This window comes from Variovorax sp. DXTD-1, assembly GCF_003984625.1.
Classification (GTDB): Bacteria; Pseudomonadota; Gammaproteobacteria; order Burkholderiales; family Burkholderiaceae_C; genus Variovorax.
The window spans coordinates 54494-69943 of sequence record NZ_RWKH01000002.1 but is presented as its reverse complement, the minus strand read 5'-3'; the positions used below and the strand labels follow the sequence as shown (position 1 = coordinate 69943).

At 66.4% G+C, this 15450-nt stretch carries 20 protein-coding genes; 14 read left to right on the top strand and 6 right to left on the bottom strand.

All coding sequences use genetic code 11. The annotated features are described in order from the left end of the window. Positions 1–4 precede the first annotated feature (4 nt). From EJI00_RS02400 to EJI00_RS02380, 5 genes are all read left to right on the top strand, one after another. Positions 5–994: a 2Fe-2S iron-sulfur cluster-binding protein gene (locus EJI00_RS02400; protein ID WP_126746070.1), complete on the top strand. Its 990-nt coding sequence runs from the start codon at positions 5–7 to the stop codon at positions 992–994. A gap of 34 nt (positions 995–1028) precedes the next feature. Beyond that, a complete protein-coding gene (locus EJI00_RS02395) occupies positions 1029–2288 on the top strand; it encodes an aromatic ring-hydroxylating dioxygenase subunit alpha (protein ID WP_126745867.1) in 1260 nt (419 codons plus the stop codon). Further along, positions 2285–2764 (top strand): aromatic-ring-hydroxylating dioxygenase subunit beta, encoded by a 480-nt coding sequence (locus EJI00_RS02390; protein WP_126745866.1) that lies wholly within the window; start codon positions 2285–2287, stop codon positions 2762–2764. The genes EJI00_RS02395 and EJI00_RS02390 overlap by 4 nt, the downstream gene beginning before the upstream one ends. 28 nt (positions 2765–2792) lie before the next feature. After that, positions 2793–3113: a non-heme iron oxygenase ferredoxin subunit gene (locus EJI00_RS02385; protein WP_126745865.1), complete on the top strand. Its 321-nt coding sequence runs from the start codon at positions 2793–2795 to the stop codon at positions 3111–3113. 114 nt (positions 3114–3227) lie between these two features. Next, a complete protein-coding gene (locus EJI00_RS02380) occupies positions 3228–3719 on the top strand; it encodes a RidA family protein (RefSeq protein WP_126745864.1) in 492 nt (163 codons plus the stop codon). Between the two features lie 4 nt (positions 3720–3723). On the opposite strand, the gene EJI00_RS02375 is transcribed toward EJI00_RS02380, so the two are convergent. After that, on the bottom strand, positions 3724–4800 hold the full coding sequence (locus EJI00_RS02375) for a DUF72 domain-containing protein (protein ID WP_126745863.1): 1077 nt from the start codon (positions 4798–4800) through the stop codon (positions 3724–3726). A 62-nt stretch (positions 4801–4862) separates the two neighbouring features. Here EJI00_RS02375 and EJI00_RS02370 point away from each other — a divergent pair, with 62 nt between their 5' ends. From EJI00_RS02370 to EJI00_RS02335, 8 genes are all read left to right on the top strand, one after another. Continuing rightward, entirely contained in the window at positions 4863–6374 is a 1512-nt protein-coding gene (locus EJI00_RS02370) for a sensor histidine kinase (RefSeq protein ID WP_126745862.1), read from the top strand. Then, entirely contained in the window at positions 6371–7009 is a 639-nt protein-coding gene (locus tag EJI00_RS02365; RefSeq protein ID WP_126745861.1) for a response regulator transcription factor, read from the top strand. The genes EJI00_RS02370 and EJI00_RS02365 overlap by 4 nt, the downstream gene beginning before the upstream one ends. A gap of 136 nt (positions 7010–7145) precedes the next feature. Next, a complete protein-coding gene (locus tag EJI00_RS02360; protein WP_126745860.1) occupies positions 7146–7649 on the top strand; it encodes a GlcG/HbpS family heme-binding protein in 504 nt (167 codons plus the stop codon). Next, positions 7649–7801, top strand: a complete 153-nt coding sequence (locus tag EJI00_RS02355; protein ID WP_409514001.1) for a hypothetical protein — start codon at positions 7649–7651, stop codon at positions 7799–7801. Before EJI00_RS02360 ends, EJI00_RS02355 begins: the two co-directional genes overlap by 1 nt. A gap of 45 nt (positions 7802–7846) precedes the next feature. Continuing rightward, positions 7847–8491, top strand: a complete 645-nt coding sequence (locus EJI00_RS02350) for an FMN-binding negative transcriptional regulator (RefSeq protein WP_126745859.1) — start codon at positions 7847–7849, stop codon at positions 8489–8491. Between the two features lies 1 nt (position 8492). Continuing rightward, entirely contained in the window at positions 8493–8741 is a 249-nt protein-coding gene (locus tag EJI00_RS02345) for a hypothetical protein (RefSeq protein WP_126745858.1), read from the top strand. Then, entirely contained in the window at positions 8731–9855 is a 1125-nt protein-coding gene (gene tadA / locus EJI00_RS02340; RefSeq protein WP_126745857.1) for a tRNA adenosine(34) deaminase TadA, read from the top strand. The genes EJI00_RS02345 and tadA overlap by 11 nt, the downstream gene beginning before the upstream one ends. Then, complete coding sequence (locus EJI00_RS02335) at positions 9852–10814, top strand: LD-carboxypeptidase (RefSeq protein WP_126745856.1); 963 nt, start codon at positions 9852–9854, stop codon at positions 10812–10814. The genes tadA and EJI00_RS02335 overlap by 4 nt, the downstream gene beginning before the upstream one ends. 19 nt (positions 10815–10833) lie before the next feature. Here EJI00_RS02335 and EJI00_RS02330 read toward each other — a convergent pair whose 3' ends face one another. Continuing rightward, on the bottom strand, positions 10834–11097 hold the full coding sequence (locus tag EJI00_RS02330; RefSeq protein ID WP_260590427.1) for a hypothetical protein: 264 nt from the start codon (positions 11095–11097) through the stop codon (positions 10834–10836). 312 nt (positions 11098–11409) lie between these two features. Here EJI00_RS02330 and EJI00_RS02325 point away from each other — a divergent pair, with 312 nt between their 5' ends. Beyond that, the gene (locus tag EJI00_RS02325) at positions 11410–12357 is read left to right on the top strand and encodes an adenylate/guanylate cyclase domain-containing protein (RefSeq protein ID WP_126745855.1); all 948 of its coding nucleotides are present in this window, start codon (positions 11410–11412) and stop codon (positions 12355–12357) included. 6 nt (positions 12358–12363) lie between these two features. On the opposite strand, the gene EJI00_RS02320 is transcribed toward EJI00_RS02325, so the two are convergent. From EJI00_RS02320 to EJI00_RS02305, 4 genes are all read right to left on the bottom strand, one after another. Continuing rightward, positions 12364–12720: a response regulator gene (locus tag EJI00_RS02320; RefSeq protein WP_126745854.1), complete on the bottom strand. Its 357-nt coding sequence runs from the start codon at positions 12718–12720 to the stop codon at positions 12364–12366. Positions 12721–12796: 76 nt separating this feature from the next. Beyond that, entirely contained in the window at positions 12797–14017 is a 1221-nt protein-coding gene (locus EJI00_RS02315; protein ID WP_126745853.1) for a hybrid sensor histidine kinase/response regulator, read from the bottom strand. After that, complete coding sequence (locus EJI00_RS02310; protein WP_126745852.1) at positions 14007–14612, bottom strand: chemotaxis protein CheB; 606 nt, start codon at positions 14610–14612, stop codon at positions 14007–14009. The genes EJI00_RS02315 and EJI00_RS02310 overlap by 11 nt, the downstream gene beginning before the upstream one ends. Beyond that, positions 14609–15424 carry a CheR family methyltransferase gene (locus EJI00_RS02305; protein ID WP_260590426.1) on the bottom strand — a complete coding sequence of 272 codons (816 nt, stop codon included), beginning with the start codon at positions 15422–15424 and terminating at the stop codon, positions 14609–14611. The genes EJI00_RS02310 and EJI00_RS02305 overlap by 4 nt, the downstream gene beginning before the upstream one ends. Positions 15425–15450: the final 26 nt, after the last annotated feature.

Here is a 15450-nt window from a genome sequence, read left to right as displayed (position 1 = left end):
CACGATGGACCTGCACATTCACCCCATTGCCCGCACGCTCGAAGTCCGCCCCGGCGCGAACCTGCTCGAAGTGCTGCGCGAGCACCACGTGCCGGTGTCTTACAGCTGCATGTCGGGGCGCTGTGGCACTTGCCGCTGCAAGGTGGTGTCGGGCCAAGTGCTCGACGCCGGGCAAGACGCGATCCGGCCCGACGGGCAGGGCGAGCGCTACGTGCTGGCCTGCCAAAGCACGCTGACCGAAAGCTGCACCATCGAGATTCCGGAGCCTGACGAGGTGGTGGTGCATCCGGCGCGCATCCTCAAGGCAACCGTGACCAGCATCGACGTGCTCACGCACGACATCCGCCGCCTGCGGCTCAAGCCGAACAAGCCGCTGGAGTTTTCACCGGGGCAGTACGCGCAGCTGCAGTTCGCGCCCGACCTGGCGCGGCCATATTCCATGGCCGGGTTGAGCCGCGATGCGGAGCTTGAATTTCATATCCGCAAAGTGCCGGGCGGGCGCGTCACCGCGCACATCTTCGAACAGCTGCGCCTGGGCGATTCGGTGCGGGTGGGCGGCCCGCTCGGCACGGCCTACCTGCGCACAAAGCACCGCGGGCCGATGCTGTGCGCGGCCGGTGGAACGGGGCTTGCACCGATTCTCTCCATTGTTCGGGGCGCAATTGAGGCCGACCTGATGCAACCGATTCACCTTTACCTCGGCGTGCGCTCCGACGCCGACGTGTACGGGCTCGCCGAGCTCACCGAACTGCAAGCGCGGCATCCGGGACTGAAGGTGCATGTGGTGGTCGTTACCGGCCCCGTGAGCGAGAACCGGCGCCAGGGCCTCATCACCGATGCCATACGCGCCGACTGGCCCGGCAGCCTCGACGGCTGGCGCGCCTACCTCTGCGGCTCGCCGCCCATGGTCGAGGCCGTGACGCAGCTGGTGCATGCGCGTGGCCTCGCACCCGAGCAGACCCATGCCGACGCCTTCTACCTGCAAGGCACCTGAAGAGAGACAGACGGAAAAGAAAAGGAGACCCGCGATGAGCACGCAAGATGTATTTCCGATCGAGCTGCGATGGGAAAGCGAAAAGACCAGCCGCATTCCCTTCATGGCCTACACCGACGAGGCGCTGCACAAGAAGGAGCTGCAGCGCTTCTTCTACGAAAAGCACTGGTGCTACGTGGGCCTGGAAGCCGAGATTCCGAATACGGGCGACTTCAAGCGCACGGCCATCGGCGAGCGCTCCGTCGTCATGTCGCGCGATGAAGCGGGTGCCATTCATGTGTTCGAGAACGTCTGCGCCCACCGCGGCATGCAGTTCTGCCGCGAGCGCCACGGCAACAAGAAGGAATTCGTCTGCCCGTACCACCAGTGGAACTACACGCTCAAGGGCGACTTGCAAGGCGTGCCGTTCCGCCGCGGCGTGAAGCAGGACGGCAAGGTCAACGGCGGCATGCCGGCAGACTTCAAGACCGAGGAACACGGCCTCACCAAGCTCAAGGTGGCCTCGCGCGGCGGCGTGGTGTTCGCATCGTTCGACCATGAGGTGGAGTCTTTCGAGGACTTTCTCGGCCCTGACATCCTTGGCTACTTCGACCGCCTGTTCGACGGCCGCAAGCTCACCATCCTTGGCTACAACCGCCAGCGCATTCCCGGCAACTGGAAGTTGATGCAGGAGAACATCAAGGACCCGTACCACCCGGGCCTCTTGCACACATGGTTCGTCACCTTCGGGCTCTGGCGTGCGGACAACAAGTCGGAGCTCAAGATGGATTCGCACGGCCGCCACGCCGCGATGATTTCCACCCGCGGCAGTGCGGGCAAGGCCGCACAGGTCACGCAGGTGTCCAGCTTCAAGGAAAGCATGCAGCTCAAGGACCCGCGCTTTCTGGACATCGTGCCCGAGCCCTGGTGGAACGGGCCCACGGCGGTGATGATGACGCTGTTTCCCAGCCTCATCCTGCAGCAGCAGGTCAACAGCGTGTCGACGCGCCACATCCAGCCCGTGGGGCACGACGCTTTCGATTTCGTCTGGACGCACTTCGGCTTTGAGGACGACACCGAGGAGATGACGCAGCGGCGCCTGCGCCAAGCCAACCTGTTCGGGCCGGCCGGCTTTGTCTCGGCCGACGACGGCGAGGTGATCGAGTTTTCGCAGGAAGGCTTCGAGCAGAAGCCGTATCACCGCACGCTCGCAGAACTGGGCGGGCGCGAGGTCGAGAACACCGACCACATGGTCACCGAGACGCTGATCCGCGGCATGTACCGCTACTGGCGCGAAGTGATGGAGGCGGTATGAACCTCGACGCCAACGCCTACCTCGAACTGTCGCGCCTCTACGCGGCCTATGCGCATGCCGTCGATTCGGGGCAGTGGGACTTGTGGCCCGCGTTCTTCATCGACGAGTGCAGCTACAGGCTGCAGCCGCGCGAGAACCATGAGCGCGGGCTGCCGCTTGCCACGCTGTCCTTCGAGAGCCGGGGCATGCTCGAAGACCGGGTCTACGGCATCAAGGAAACGCTGTTTCACGACCCGTACTACCAGCGCCACGTCGTCGGCCTGCCGTTGGTGCACAAGGTCGACACCGACGGCACGATTCACAGCGAAGCCAACTACGCGGTGTTCCGCACCAAGCTCGACCAGGCCTCGACGGTGTTCAACGTCGGCCGCTACATCGACACGGTGATCGCGACCCCTGAAGGGCTGAAGTTCGCGACACGCCTCTGCGTGTTCGACAGCGAGATGATCCCCAACTCGATCATCTATCCCATCTGAGCCCCCAAGTTTTCGAAGGCATCCACCTATGACCACAGTGACATGGATCGACGCGGCGTCGGTCGACGAGGTTCCCGCCGACGACGTCGTGGGCATCGAGGTGCAGGGCAGGGACATTGCCCTGTACGGCACCGAAGACGGCATTCACGCCACAGACAACATTTGCACCCACGGCCATGCGCGGCTGTGCGACGGCTTTCTGGAAGGCCACGAGATCGAATGTCCGTTGCACCAGGGCCGCTTCGACGTGCGCACCGGCAAGGCCATGTGCGCGCCGCTCACCGAAGACCTGCGCAGCTATCCGGTGAAGATCGAGGGCGGGCGGGTCTATCTGGCCATCGAGCAGTAAGAACAACAGCCAGATCATCTGTTGCGCATCGGTCGGCGCGATCTGTATCTGTTCCTCGGAGAGCGGATGGCGACAATGAGGCTTCATTGATCAACACCGTTTGATGGACACGATATGACCGCGCAGACCCGAGACCAGATTGCCGACCGAATTGCCGCCGAGCTGGGCCACAGCTTCGAGGGCGAGCTTGTTGCCGGCGGCAACTACATCCCTGTCGTGCGCGATGGAAACACGCTCTACACCAGCGGCCAGGTGCCGCGCGTGGGAACCACCGTTGTCGTCACCGGCCGCGTGGGAGACCAGGTGTCGCTCGACAAGGCCCGGGAGGCCGCGCAGATCTGCGCCTTGCGCTGCCTGCGCCTGCTCCGGCGCGAGCTCGGTTCTCTGGACAAGATCGACAAGCTGCTGCGCGTCGGCGTCTTCGTGCAGTGCACCGCCGATTTCACCCAGCAGAGCGAGGTGGCCGATGCGGCTTCAGAGCTGCTGCACCGCGTGTTCGGCGAAGCCGGCGTGCATGTGCGCACCGCCGTCGGCGTTTATGCGCTGCCGAAGAATGCAAGCGTCGAGCTGGAGATGACGGTAGCCGCCAAGCCCGACGCAGGCTGAGCATCTAGCGTTTCGGCAGGTTCACGATGTCCCGCGCGAGCGAGGCGATCGTGAGCGGCGCGCAGCCCTCGGCGTTGTTGCTGACCGTGACGTAGGCGCGCTGGCCTGCGCCGGTGGTGCCCGCAATCACACGCGCCAGGGCTTCGCGCGTTTCCGGATCGGGGTCGACGATCTTGTCGAATGGCCCATAGAGCTTTTCCGCATCTTCATAGCCGAAGCGGCCGTGCCGGCGATGCAGGTTCCAGCGGCACACCAGCGGCCCGGGCCACAGCGCGCGCAGCATCGGCAACTGGTCTTCGATGGGCGGCATCTTGGCGTGCAGGCCCATGCAGAAGGTCGCGCCCGTGCTGCGCAGCATGTCGGCGAACGCGGGGCACAGCAGTTGGGAGTCGCGCACTTCAACGGCAATGACGGCGTCGGGCGCTGCCGGCTGCAAGCCGGGCAGGGCCTCCAGCATGTCGCCGATGCGGGCGAGCAATGCGGGCTGGTCGGCCAGCAGTTGCGAAGGAATCGGGCTCAGCTGGAACACCAGCGCGCCGATGCGGTGGCCGAGGCCCTCGAGCGCGGGCTGCACGAATTCCTGGATGGCGATCTCGCTGTTCAGGAACACCGGGTTCACCTGCGTGCCGCGGCCGCTCTCGTCGCGCACGGTGGCGTCGGTCACCAGGCTCGGCGCCTTCACCACAAAGCGAAAGTCGTCCGGCACCATGGCCGCATAGCGCGCGTACTGGCTTGCTGTGAGCGCGCGGTAGAAGTTGCGGTCCAGGCTCACGGTGCGAAAGAGCGGGTGCTGCGCCAGCGCGGCGAGCCCGTTCTTCGAGAGCACCGATTCGGCGTATTCGCCGTCCCACACCAGGTTGGCCCAGCCCGGATAGCTCCATGAAGAGGTACCGAGCCGAAGCGCCGGCGGAAGCGCCGCGGCCAATTCGATGAGTGCGGGGTCGGCTGCCATCGCCGCCACAGTGCCGCCGCGCGGCTTTTTCTTCGGGGGCGGCTCGGCCTCGGGCTCTTGCAGCGCCGCTGGAGGCGCCTCGGGTGGGCGCGGAAGATCGGGGAAAAGGGAGTCCTGCACTTCAGCCATGTCTGGGGCCGCATTCTCGGCCAACATCGGCCGGCCTTGCCGCGGCGGGCACAATCCGCGCCATGAAACAGTGGTTGCGTAGGCAGGTTGGCTGGTGGCTGGCATGGCTGGTGTTCACGGCCGTGGGCGCGGTGTGGCTCGCGCGCGCAGAGCTTGCACAGCTGCAGCAGGTGTTCGAAGCCGACGTGCGCATTGCCCACCGCCTCATGAGCCAGCAGATGGTGCAGTACGACGCGGTGCTGGCCACGCTGGCGCTGCTTGAAACCGGCAGCGGCGCAGACCGCCCGGAGCAGCGGCTCTCGTCGGTCTATCCGTCGATCTTGCGCGTGCAGAGGCGTGCGGGGGACGAACCCTGGCCCGACGAGAAGCATGCGGGCGCCTTGGCCGCAGCAGAAGCCCAGTCGCGCAGCCAACGGCGTGCCGAGCTGGCCGCGGTCGATCTTGCGCAAGGCCGATACCAGCTCGTGATCGGCGCCACGCCCGTGAGCTATTCGCTCGAAATCGACCTGGCCGGCTCGGTGCCGTGGCGCGACTGGCCGATGAACCCCAAGCAAAGTCCGGTGCGCGTGAGCCTGCAGCGCGGCGCGCAGCAGTTTGTTCTGCAACCTGGGCATGCGGCGCAAGCGGCCGAAGGGGGCATTGGCGGCTGGCGCTTCGGCCTCACCAAGCCCCTCGCTTCGCCAAGCCAGCCTTTCGACCTTGTGGCCGAGCGCAGAGTTGGCTGGGCCGAACTGCCATGGCGCGGCATTGCAGGCTGGGCCGTGGCGGTGGCGTTGCTGCTGGCCGGCTTGTGGACCGTCCAGCGCCAGCGCATTGCGCGCCGCCGTGCCGAAGAGCTGCTGCGGCTCGGCCAGGTGGCTCGGCTCAACGCGCTGGGCGAACTCTCCGCGGGCTTGGCGCACGAGCTGAACCAGCCGCTTACGGCCGTGCTGGCCAACGCGCAGGCCGCGCGGCGGCTGCTGGACGACGATCCACCCGAGCTTGCTGCGGCACGAGACGCCATGGGCCAGGCCGTGGAGCAGGCGCGCCGCGCGGCCGGCGTGGTCGGCCGGCTGCGCCGCGTGATCGAGCGCCCTGAAGCCGGTGGCGACGTCAAGCCGCTGGTGCTGCAGGAGGTGGTGCGCAGTGCCATGCACCTGCTGGCGCCGGAGTTCGCGCAACGCGGCGTTGCCGCCCAGTTCGACGCCACGGCGCAGGCGCCAGTGCGCGTGCAGGCCGAGGCGGTGGCGCTCGAGCAGATCGTGCACAACCTGCTGATGAACGCCTTGCAGGCGCTCGACCTGGTGCCCGTGTCCGAGCGGCGTCTTGCGGTTTCGGTCGGCCGCAACGGCCAGGAGGGCGTGCTGACCGTGACCGACAACGGGCGCGGCATTTCGCCCGAAGCCATGCCGCGTCTTTTCGAGCCCTTCTTCAGCACGCGGGAAGGCGGTTTGGGCCTTGGCCTGAGCCTCAGCGAAACGCTGGCGAGCGGCATGGGCGGCAGCCTGAGCGCGGCCAATGCGACGCCGCGCGGCGCGCGCTTCACGCTGCTGCTGCCGCTGGTGGCGGCCTCGACCAAGGAGCGCACCGCATGAACAGCCCGGCCCCGCATTCACCGTTATCACCACTCATTCATCTCATCGACGATGACCAGGCGGTGCGCGACAGCCTCTCGCTCCTGATCGGCACGGTCGGCCTGCGGGTGCAGGGCTGGGCCGCTCCGCAGGCCTTCATCGACAACTTCGACCGCGCGAGCATCGGCGCCATCGTGCTCGACGTGCGCATGCCCGGCATCAGCGGGCTCACCGTGCTCGACCGGCTGGTGGCGCAGGGCGTCGACCAGCCCGTGATCATGCTCACGGGGCACGGCACCGTCGAAATGTGCCGCCGCGCCTTCAAGGCCGGCGCGGCCGAGTTTCTCGAGAAACCGGTGGACGACGAGCAATTGCTCGAAGCCCTGCAGCACGCCGTGCGCCAGCACGTGCGCTCGCGCGAACGCGCGCAGGCCGACAGTGCCGCGCGCGAGCGGGTCGCGCAGCTGTCGGAACGCGAGCGCGAGGTGCTCGCCTTCATCGTGCAGGGCCTGACCAACAAGGAGATCGCGCGCATGCTGGCACTGTCGCCCCGCACGGTCGAGTCGCACCGCGCCAACCTGTTTGCCAAGCTCGATTGCGACTCGCTCGCACAGCTGATTCGCCGCTACGCCGTGCTGGTGGCCGGGGACGCCTGAGCCCGGCCGCTCCGTAGTTCTACGGAGCGCCGGGCGTAGCCGTACGAATGGCCCCGGCGGCCGGTGTTTTCTACAGTGGCGCAGCCGTCGGCAATGCGCCGGCGCAACCACCCGCATCCACTGGAGAAATCGAAAAATGCGTTCCACCCTTTGCCTTGGCGGCCTCGCCATCCTGCTTGCCGCATCCGCCGTACAGGCCCAGACCACCGCGCCCGCGGTGCGCACTGAAAAGAACATCTCGCTCGCGCTGGCCAACCAGATCGCGGCCGAAGCCGTGGCTGCCTGCGCCGCCAATGGCTACAACGTGGCAGCCACCGTGGTCGACCGCGCCGGCACCGTGCGTGCCGTGCAGCGCGCCGACAACGCCGGTCCGCACACGCTGGCTTCGAGCGAGCGCAAGGCCTGGACCTCGGCATCGGCCAAGAACGCAACGCAGGCCATGATGGAGGGCTCGCAGAAGAACCCGGCCGGCGCCAACCTGGTCTACCTGCCGGGCGTGCTGCTGCTGGGCGGCGGCGTGCCCGTGAAGTCGGGCAACGAAGTGATCGGCGCCGTAGGCGTGGGCGGCGCGCCCGGCGGCCATCTGGACGAGCAGTGCGCCAATGCCGCGCTGGACAAGGTCAAGGGCCTGCTGGGTTGATGATGCGCTACCAGCGCACGCTCTCGGCGCGGATCGATGCCGGCGCGAATCTGCAGCTCGCCGACCGCCAGGGCAACACGCCGCTGCAGCGTGCCAAGGTCCGTGGCTACGCCGCGATGGTGAAGCTGCTGGAGGCACAGCGCGCAAGATAAGGGCGGCTCGGGGACAATCGGGCCTCTCCACGAGGAAACCGTCCCATGTACATGCCCCCGCAGTTCAACGCCAAGGATCCGGCCATTGCGCTGGAACTGATGCGTGCACACCCGTTCGCCAGCCTGATCTCCAATGACGACGAGGGGCTGCCGTTTGTCACGCACCTGCCCATCGTGGCCGAGCAGCGCGAAGGCGAAGAGCTCGTGCTGCTGGGCCACTGCGCCAAGCCCAATCCGCACTGGCGCTACCTGCAGGCGCGGCCGCAAGCGGTCGTCACATTCATGGGGCCGCATTCGTACCTGTCGCCTTCGGTCTACCCCGACCTGGCGCGGGTGCCCACCTGGAACTATCTTGCGGTGCATTGCACCGTCGAGGCGAGGCTGATCGAAGAGCCCGGCGACAAGGATGCGCTGCTCAAGAAGCTCATTGGCGACCATGAGCCCGCCTATGCGCAGCAGTGGCGCGATTTGGGCGAGGAGTTCCAGCTCAAGATGCTGGCCGGCATTGTCGGCTTCGAAATGCGCGTGACCTCGCTGCAGTGCAAGCTCAAGCTCAACCAGCACCGCCGCGAATCGCATGCCGCCATGCGCGCCGTCTACGGCGCCGGCACACCGGACGAGAAGGCCCTCGCGGTGTGGATGGAGCGCCTCGGCATGACGGGCGAAGCCCCGGTGGCACAAGGAAGCTGAGATGCGCATGTTCGGATTGCTCGGCCTGGTGCTGGCACTGGTGATCGTCGGCCTGCTTGCGAAGAAGCAGCTGGCCACCACTGCGGCCCCGGCGGTGTCGGCGATGCCCGGCGCTGCATCGCCCGCGCCAGGCGAGGCGCCCACCAATGCGCCCACCAATTCGCGCACGCAGGTGCAGCAGGTTCAGACCCAGGTCAACCAGGCGCTCGACGCCGCGGCGCAAGCGCGCAAGATGCCGGATGACAACTGAGCCTCTACAGCTTTCACAGGCCGGCGATGCGCACTGGATGGCGCTGGCGCTGGACGAGGCACGCCGGGCCGCCGGAGCCGGCGAGGTGCCCGTGGGTGCGGTGCTGGTGAAGAACGGCCGGGTCATCGCCACGGGCCGCAACACGCCGGTGGCGCAGCACGACCCGAGCGCGCATGCCGAGATCAACGCGCTGCGCGCCGCGGCGGCTGCACTCGGCAACTACCGGCTCGACGGCTGCGAGCTCTTCGTCACCCTCGAGCCGTGTGCCATGTGTGCGGGCGCCATGCTGCATGCGCGGCTCGCGCGCGTGGTGTTCGGCGCGGCCGATCCCAAGACAGGTGCCGCCGGCTCGGTGGTCGATCTTTTTGCGGAACCCCGCCTGAACCATCGCACGCAGGTGCAGGGCGGTGTACTGGCTGCGGAATGCAGCGCCGTGCTGCAGCAATTCTTCAAGGAGCGGCGCGATGCGGCGCGCGAGCAGGCCGAGCCCCTGCGCGACGACGCACTGCGCACGCCGGCCGAGCGCTTCGATGCGCTGGACGGCTACGCTTTCGAGCCGCGCTACGCCCACGGCCTGCCCAGCCTGCAAGGCTGGCGGATGCACTACATAGACGAAAGCGAAGGCGAAGGCCCGAGCGACCCGCAGACAGCCTGTTGCCTGTGCCTCCATGGCCCCGGCGAGTGGGGCTACTTCTTTCGCCATCTCGTGGGTGCGCCGGGGCTGCGCACACTGGTGCCGGACCTCGTCGGCTTCGGCAAAAGCGACAAGCCCAAGCGCGAAGCGGTGCACACGCTTCAGTGGCACTGCCAGGTGCTGAGCGAATGGCTCGACCGCATGCCGGCCGAGCCGATGGTGCTGGTGCACAGCGCCGCAGGCGCCGGACTCGCGGCGTTGCTGCAGTCTGCAAGACCCGAGCGGTTCGCGGCCGTGCTCCTTGCACCCGATGCCGGCCAGCCGTTGGGCGATGCATGGCGCGCGCCATTCCCGGACCGTGGCTACCAGGCTGCGCTGCGCGCACTCGGGCCCATGGCGTCGTCCTCGGGCCCGAACGCGCAGCAGGCCGCGTCGCTCGCCCGGACGGCTCGCAACGCAATGGGATACTCGGCGGCGTGACCAAACACATCTACATCTATTCCCCCTCCAGCGCGATTCGCGACAAGGCCGCCTTCCGCCGCGGCGTGGCAAGGCTCAAGGCCCTTGGCTATGAAGTCGAAGTCGACGAGGCCGCGCTCGCAGTGCACCAGCGCTTTGCGGGCGACGACGCGACACGGCTCGCATCGATCAGCCGCGCTGCCGCCAGCGGGGCCGACATTGCCTTGATTGCGCGCGGCGGCTATGGCCTCACGCGCATCCTCGACGCCGTTCCCTACAAGGCCGTGGCCAAGGCGATCCAGCGCGGAACCGAATTCGTGGGCCTGAGCGACTTCACGGCCCTGCAGAACGCGTTGTACGTCAAGACCGGCGCCGTCACCTGGGCCGGCCCTGCGGTGGGCGAAGACTTCGGTGCCGCGGGCGGCGCCGACGACATCATGGAAGCCTGCTTCGACGACCTGGTGAGCGGGCAGGGCGAAGGCACCGGCTGGCGCATGCCCGTGCGCGACGCCGGGCTGAAGATCAAGCCCGTGCACGAGGCCACCCTGTGGGGCGGCAACCTTTGCGTGCTCGTCAGCCTGCTTGGGACGCCATATTTTCCGCAGGTGGAAAAAGGCGTGCTCTTCATCGAGGACACCAACGAGCATCCGTACCGCATCGAGCGCATGCTCGACCAGCTGCGCATGGCCGGTGTGCTTGCCAAGCAGCGCGCCATCGTGTTCGGCCAGTTCACCGGCATGCGCAAGGTGCCGGGCTATGACCGCGGCTTCGGCTTCGATTCAGTGGTCGACCGGCTGCGCGGAGCGCTCAAGGTGCCGGTGCTCACGGGGCTGCCCTTCGGACACGTGCAGACCAAGGTGCTGCTGCCCGTCGGGGCCAAGGTGGAACTTGCCGCCGAGGGGCGGGACGTGTTCATGGTCTGGGGCCACAGGCATGCGCACGGCCACGATGCGCATCACGCGCACGACCACGTGCATTGACCGCCTGGTGCCGGCGCTGTTATTGGTGCTGCGTAAAACGCTGGTGCACGCGCGGGCCCATCGACCCCGGCAGGCCGCCCTCGAACATGCTGTTGATGGCTTTCATCTGGCGGCGGGCAGCCGCTTCGCCATCGATGGCGCTCAGCGCAACCATCACGTCCTGGCGCAAATACCAGAGCGACTCCACGTCGGCCGCAAACCGCACGCGCTGCGCAACGCGCTGTACCGAATGGCCGCCGTGCGCCTGCAGCACCGAAAGCATGGCCGAGCGGATTCTTCCCAACTGGTTTTCTCCCATCCGGGGAGACCCGAGACCGGGAATTCCGAAGAAGCGAAAAAAGCGACGAAAAGTCAGCATGAGGACTAAAAGCGTATTGCCGGAAGCAAGGACGGTTGCTACCTTAAGCCTCAGCCAGACGATTAACAAGTTCTGAAACAGTGTTTCTTGTTTGTAAACAACAAACTTTACGCTTCAGTTGAAGTGATTGTTGGCGTTTGACTACGAAGGTTGTAAGAATTAATGGTCTTGCGACCGCCAAGCGGCCGTTAATTTGGGGGGCATCTGCAACTGTTGCCATCGAGTTGTCTCAACAGCATGGATGCCAATTCCACAGTCGTTTTCGCTGACTTGACCGGGAGCTCACGGGTCTTTGAAGCCATGGGAAACGCGCGCGCCACCGAAACGGTGACGCGGCTCACCCAATGGATCGGCAGCATCTGCCAGGCGCACGGCGGCAGGGTGGTCAAGTCGCTGGGCGATGGCGTTCTTGCCATCTTCTCGCACGCCGCCGCGGCCACGCATGCCGTCATCGAGCTGCAGCGCTACCACCAGAAGCGCCTGGTGGCCTGGCCGGCGCCGCTGCGCATGGCCCTGCAGATCGGCGTGGCAAGCGGCGAGGTGCTCGAGGTGGAGGGCGATTGCTTCGGCGATGCGGTCAACCTGGCTTCGCGGCTCAGCGACCTGGCGGGACCAGGGCAGATCTGGGCCACCGACGCCGTGATTTCTCAGTTGCGCGAAGTCGGCGTGCGGCATCGCGACCTGGGCCTCATCACCATTCGGGGCCGCAGCGAAATGTCGGCCGTTCACCGTATTGACTGGCAGGAGGAGGTGACCTCGTTCCTGACCGTGCCGGCCGCGCTCATGCCCATGCGCCTGCCCGACTCCTCCTTTGGCCAGATCGAGCTCGCGTGGCTCGACGTGCGCTCCATGTTCCGCACCGAAGAGTTGCCGATCCACTTGGGCCGCGTGAACGACGCGCAGTTCGTGGTCACCGATCCCCGCGTTTCCCGGCTGCATGCGCGTATCGAATTGCGGCAGGGCAGCTGCGTGCTGACCGATCTCAGCACCTACGGCACCTGGGTGCGTTTTCACGGCAACGGCGGGCCGAGCAACGAGATCGCTTTGCGGCGCGAAGAGTGCGTGCTGCACGGCAGCGGAGAGATCGGCCTGGGCGCATCGCTGAGCGATTTCACGGCGCCGACCATCGCCTTCAAGACGGCCGGCACGGAAATGCTGCTGGCATCCCGCGCGGCCCGGCGCTGAAGTTCATCAAGGCGCCGAGAGAATCGCGGCGAGCTGGCCGAAGTCGATGGGCTTCTGAAGATGGTGGTCGAACAGGTCCTGCGCCGAGGCTCCGGCCGCGTCTTCCGCTGAAAAGCCCGAAATGGCCACCAAAAGCCGTGGGGCGCCTTCCGCGGCCCCCGAGCGCAGCCGCCGTGCCACCTCGGCACCCGGAAAATCGGGCAGGGTCAAGTCGATGAGCGCCGCATCGAAGCGCTCCGCCTTGGCCGCGTCCATGGCCTGCTGGGCCGTGTAGGTGCAGCGGGCAGTATGGTCCTGCAAGGTCAGCAGTTCCTGCAGCAGGTCTGCGGCGGCCTGGTTGTCGTCGACGATCAGCACATTCACGGTGGCACGCTTTCAATCAGCTTGGGCGAACCACGCAGTATCCCGGTCAATCGCAAGGTGTGCAGTAGGAAGGCGCCTACGCTTGCGCTTGCGCGGCAGTGCGGGCTACGGATTCCAGCGGAAGTTCGACCCGGAACAGCGCCCCTTCGCCCGGCGTGCTCTCCACCCCGATGCGGCCGTTGTGCAGGCACACGATCTTGCGCGTGATGTAGAGGCCCAGACCCAGGCCCGACGCATGCTTGCGGCTGTCGTCCGTGCGTTCGAACTGCTCGAAGATGCGTTCCTGGTCTTCAGGCGCAATGCCGATGCCCTGGTCGCGCACCGTGATGTGCGCGGTGCCGCCAACCTGGCCGAGCACCATTTCGACCGGCTTGCCGCGGCCGTAGCGCAGCGCGTTGGTCAGCAGATTGGTCAGCACCTGTTCGATGCGGAACTCGTCCCACACGCCCCGCAGTTCGCGCGGCGCTTCCAGCGCAACCACCGAGCCCGCAGCCTCCGCTTGCTGGCGCAGGCCCTCCACCACGGTCCGCGCAAGGGCCGCCAAGTCCACCGGCTTGGGTTGTATCGAGAGCGCATCGCGCCGCATGCGCGTCACGTCGAGCATGTCGTCGATCAGCCTCACCATGTTGCGTATCTGCCGCTGGTCGCGTTCGATCATCGCGGGCAGCCGGTCCGCGGCAAAGGAGTCCAGGTTGCCCTTGGCCACGTGCAGCTGCCGCAGCTGGGTTTCGAGGTAAAGGGTGTTGAGCGGCGTGCGCAGCTCGTGCGAAACCATCGACATGAAGTCGTCGCGCATCTGCACCGCGCGTTCGAGCTCGCGCTGCGTATGCCGCAGTTGCTGCACCAGTTCATCCTGCTTGTGGTTGGCGGCCGCGAGCTTTTCCATCTCGTGGCCGAGCGCCTTGCGATGGCGGTGCAAGTCGACGAACACGTTGACCTTGCTCGTGACCGCATGCGGATCGAGCGGCTTGTGCAGGAAGTCGACCGCGCCGCTTTCGTAGCCCTGGAAGGCGTAGTTGAGTTCGCGGCCCGCCGCGCTCACGAAGATGATGGGAATGTGCCGCGTGCGCTCGGTGCCGCGCATGAGCTCGGCCAGTTCGAAGCCGTTCATGCCAGGCATCTGCACATCGAGGATCGCAAGCGCAAACTCGTGGTCGAGCAGCAGCGCAAGGGCCTCCTCGGCCGAAGTCGCGCGAAACACCGCGCGCCCGGGGCCGCGAATCAGGGCCTCGAGCGCAAGAAGATTTTCCGGCAGGTCATCGACGATCAGCAGCTTGCTTTCGACGTCAATGGGCATGGGCGGACTCCAGTTGCAAGAGCAATGCGCGAAGCTCGCGCAGGGGCAGCACGTGGTCGGGGAAATGCAAGGCAATGGCCGCTTGGGGCATGATGGGAATCTGGGCTTCGTGGGGGTCCTGAACGGCGGTAATGCCGCCGGCCTGGTGAATGCGCTGGAGGCCCTCGGCGCCGTCTTCGTTCGCGCCGGTCAGCAGCATGCCGACGAGCGCGGGGCCGTAGGCATCGGCGGCGGAGGCCATCAGCACGTCGATCGAGGGGCGCGAAAAATGCACCGGCGGCTCGCAGCTGAGTGAAAAGCGCCGGTCACGCTCGATCGACAGGTGATAGCCCGGCGGTGCGAAATACACATTACCGGCCGCGAGCGGCATCTTGTCCGCCGCCTCGTGCACGGGCAGGTGCAGGCGATCGGCAAAGATCTGCGCCAGGTGGCTTTCGTGGTTTTCGGGCACGTGCAGCACGATCACGACAGGCAGCTTCCACGATGCCGGAAGCCCATTCAGCAGCGTGAACAGCGCCTCGATGCCGCCGGCGGATGCGCCGAGCACCACGGCCTCGACGCGCCGGTCCGGGGTTGGGGGTGCTGTCAGCTTCATGTGGCCTTGCGGTAGATGCGCTCCGGCTTCGAATGCGCATCGAAACGCTGCGAATAACTCGAAAAGTCGATGCTCTCCTTGGAGCCCAGCCCCAGAAAGCCGCGGTGGCAGAGCGACTCATGAAAGAGACCCAGTGCGCGGTCTTGCAGCTCGCGGTTGAAATAGATGAGCACGTTGCGGCAAGACACCAGCTGCGTCTCGGCAAACACGCTGTCGGTGGCCAGGCTGTGATCGGCAAAGATGACGTCGGCGCACAGTGATGGGTCGAAGCGGGCAGCCTCGTAGGCGGCCGTGTAGTAGTCGGAGAAAGAACTCCGCCCGCCCGCGCGCTGGTAGTTGGCCGTGTACCCGCGAACCGCCTCGATCGGAAAGATGCCCTGCCGCGCCTTTTCGAGCGAAGCCGGGTTGATGTCGGTCGCATAGATCTGCGTACGCGAGAGCAGGCCTTCTTCCCGCAGCAGAATGGCGAGCGAAAACACTTCTTCGCCCGTGCTGCAGCCCGCCACCCACACCTTCACCGAGGGGTAGGTGTGCAGGATGGGCACCACATGCTGGCGCAGCGCCAGAAAATAGGCCGGGTCGCGGAACATCTCGCTCACGGGAATCGTCAGGTACTGCAGCAGCCGGCCGAACAGGGCCGGGTCGCGCAGCACCTTCTCTTGCAGCGCCGAAATGTTCGGAAGCCCGAGCTGCGCCAGTGCGTGCAGCACGCGGCGCTTCTGCGACGCCACGGTGTAGTTGCGGAAGTCGTAGCTGTACTTGAGGTAGATGGCCTCCATCAGCAGCCGCAGCTCGATCTCCGTGTTGCTCAACGGGGAGGGCGGGGAAGACGGCGGCG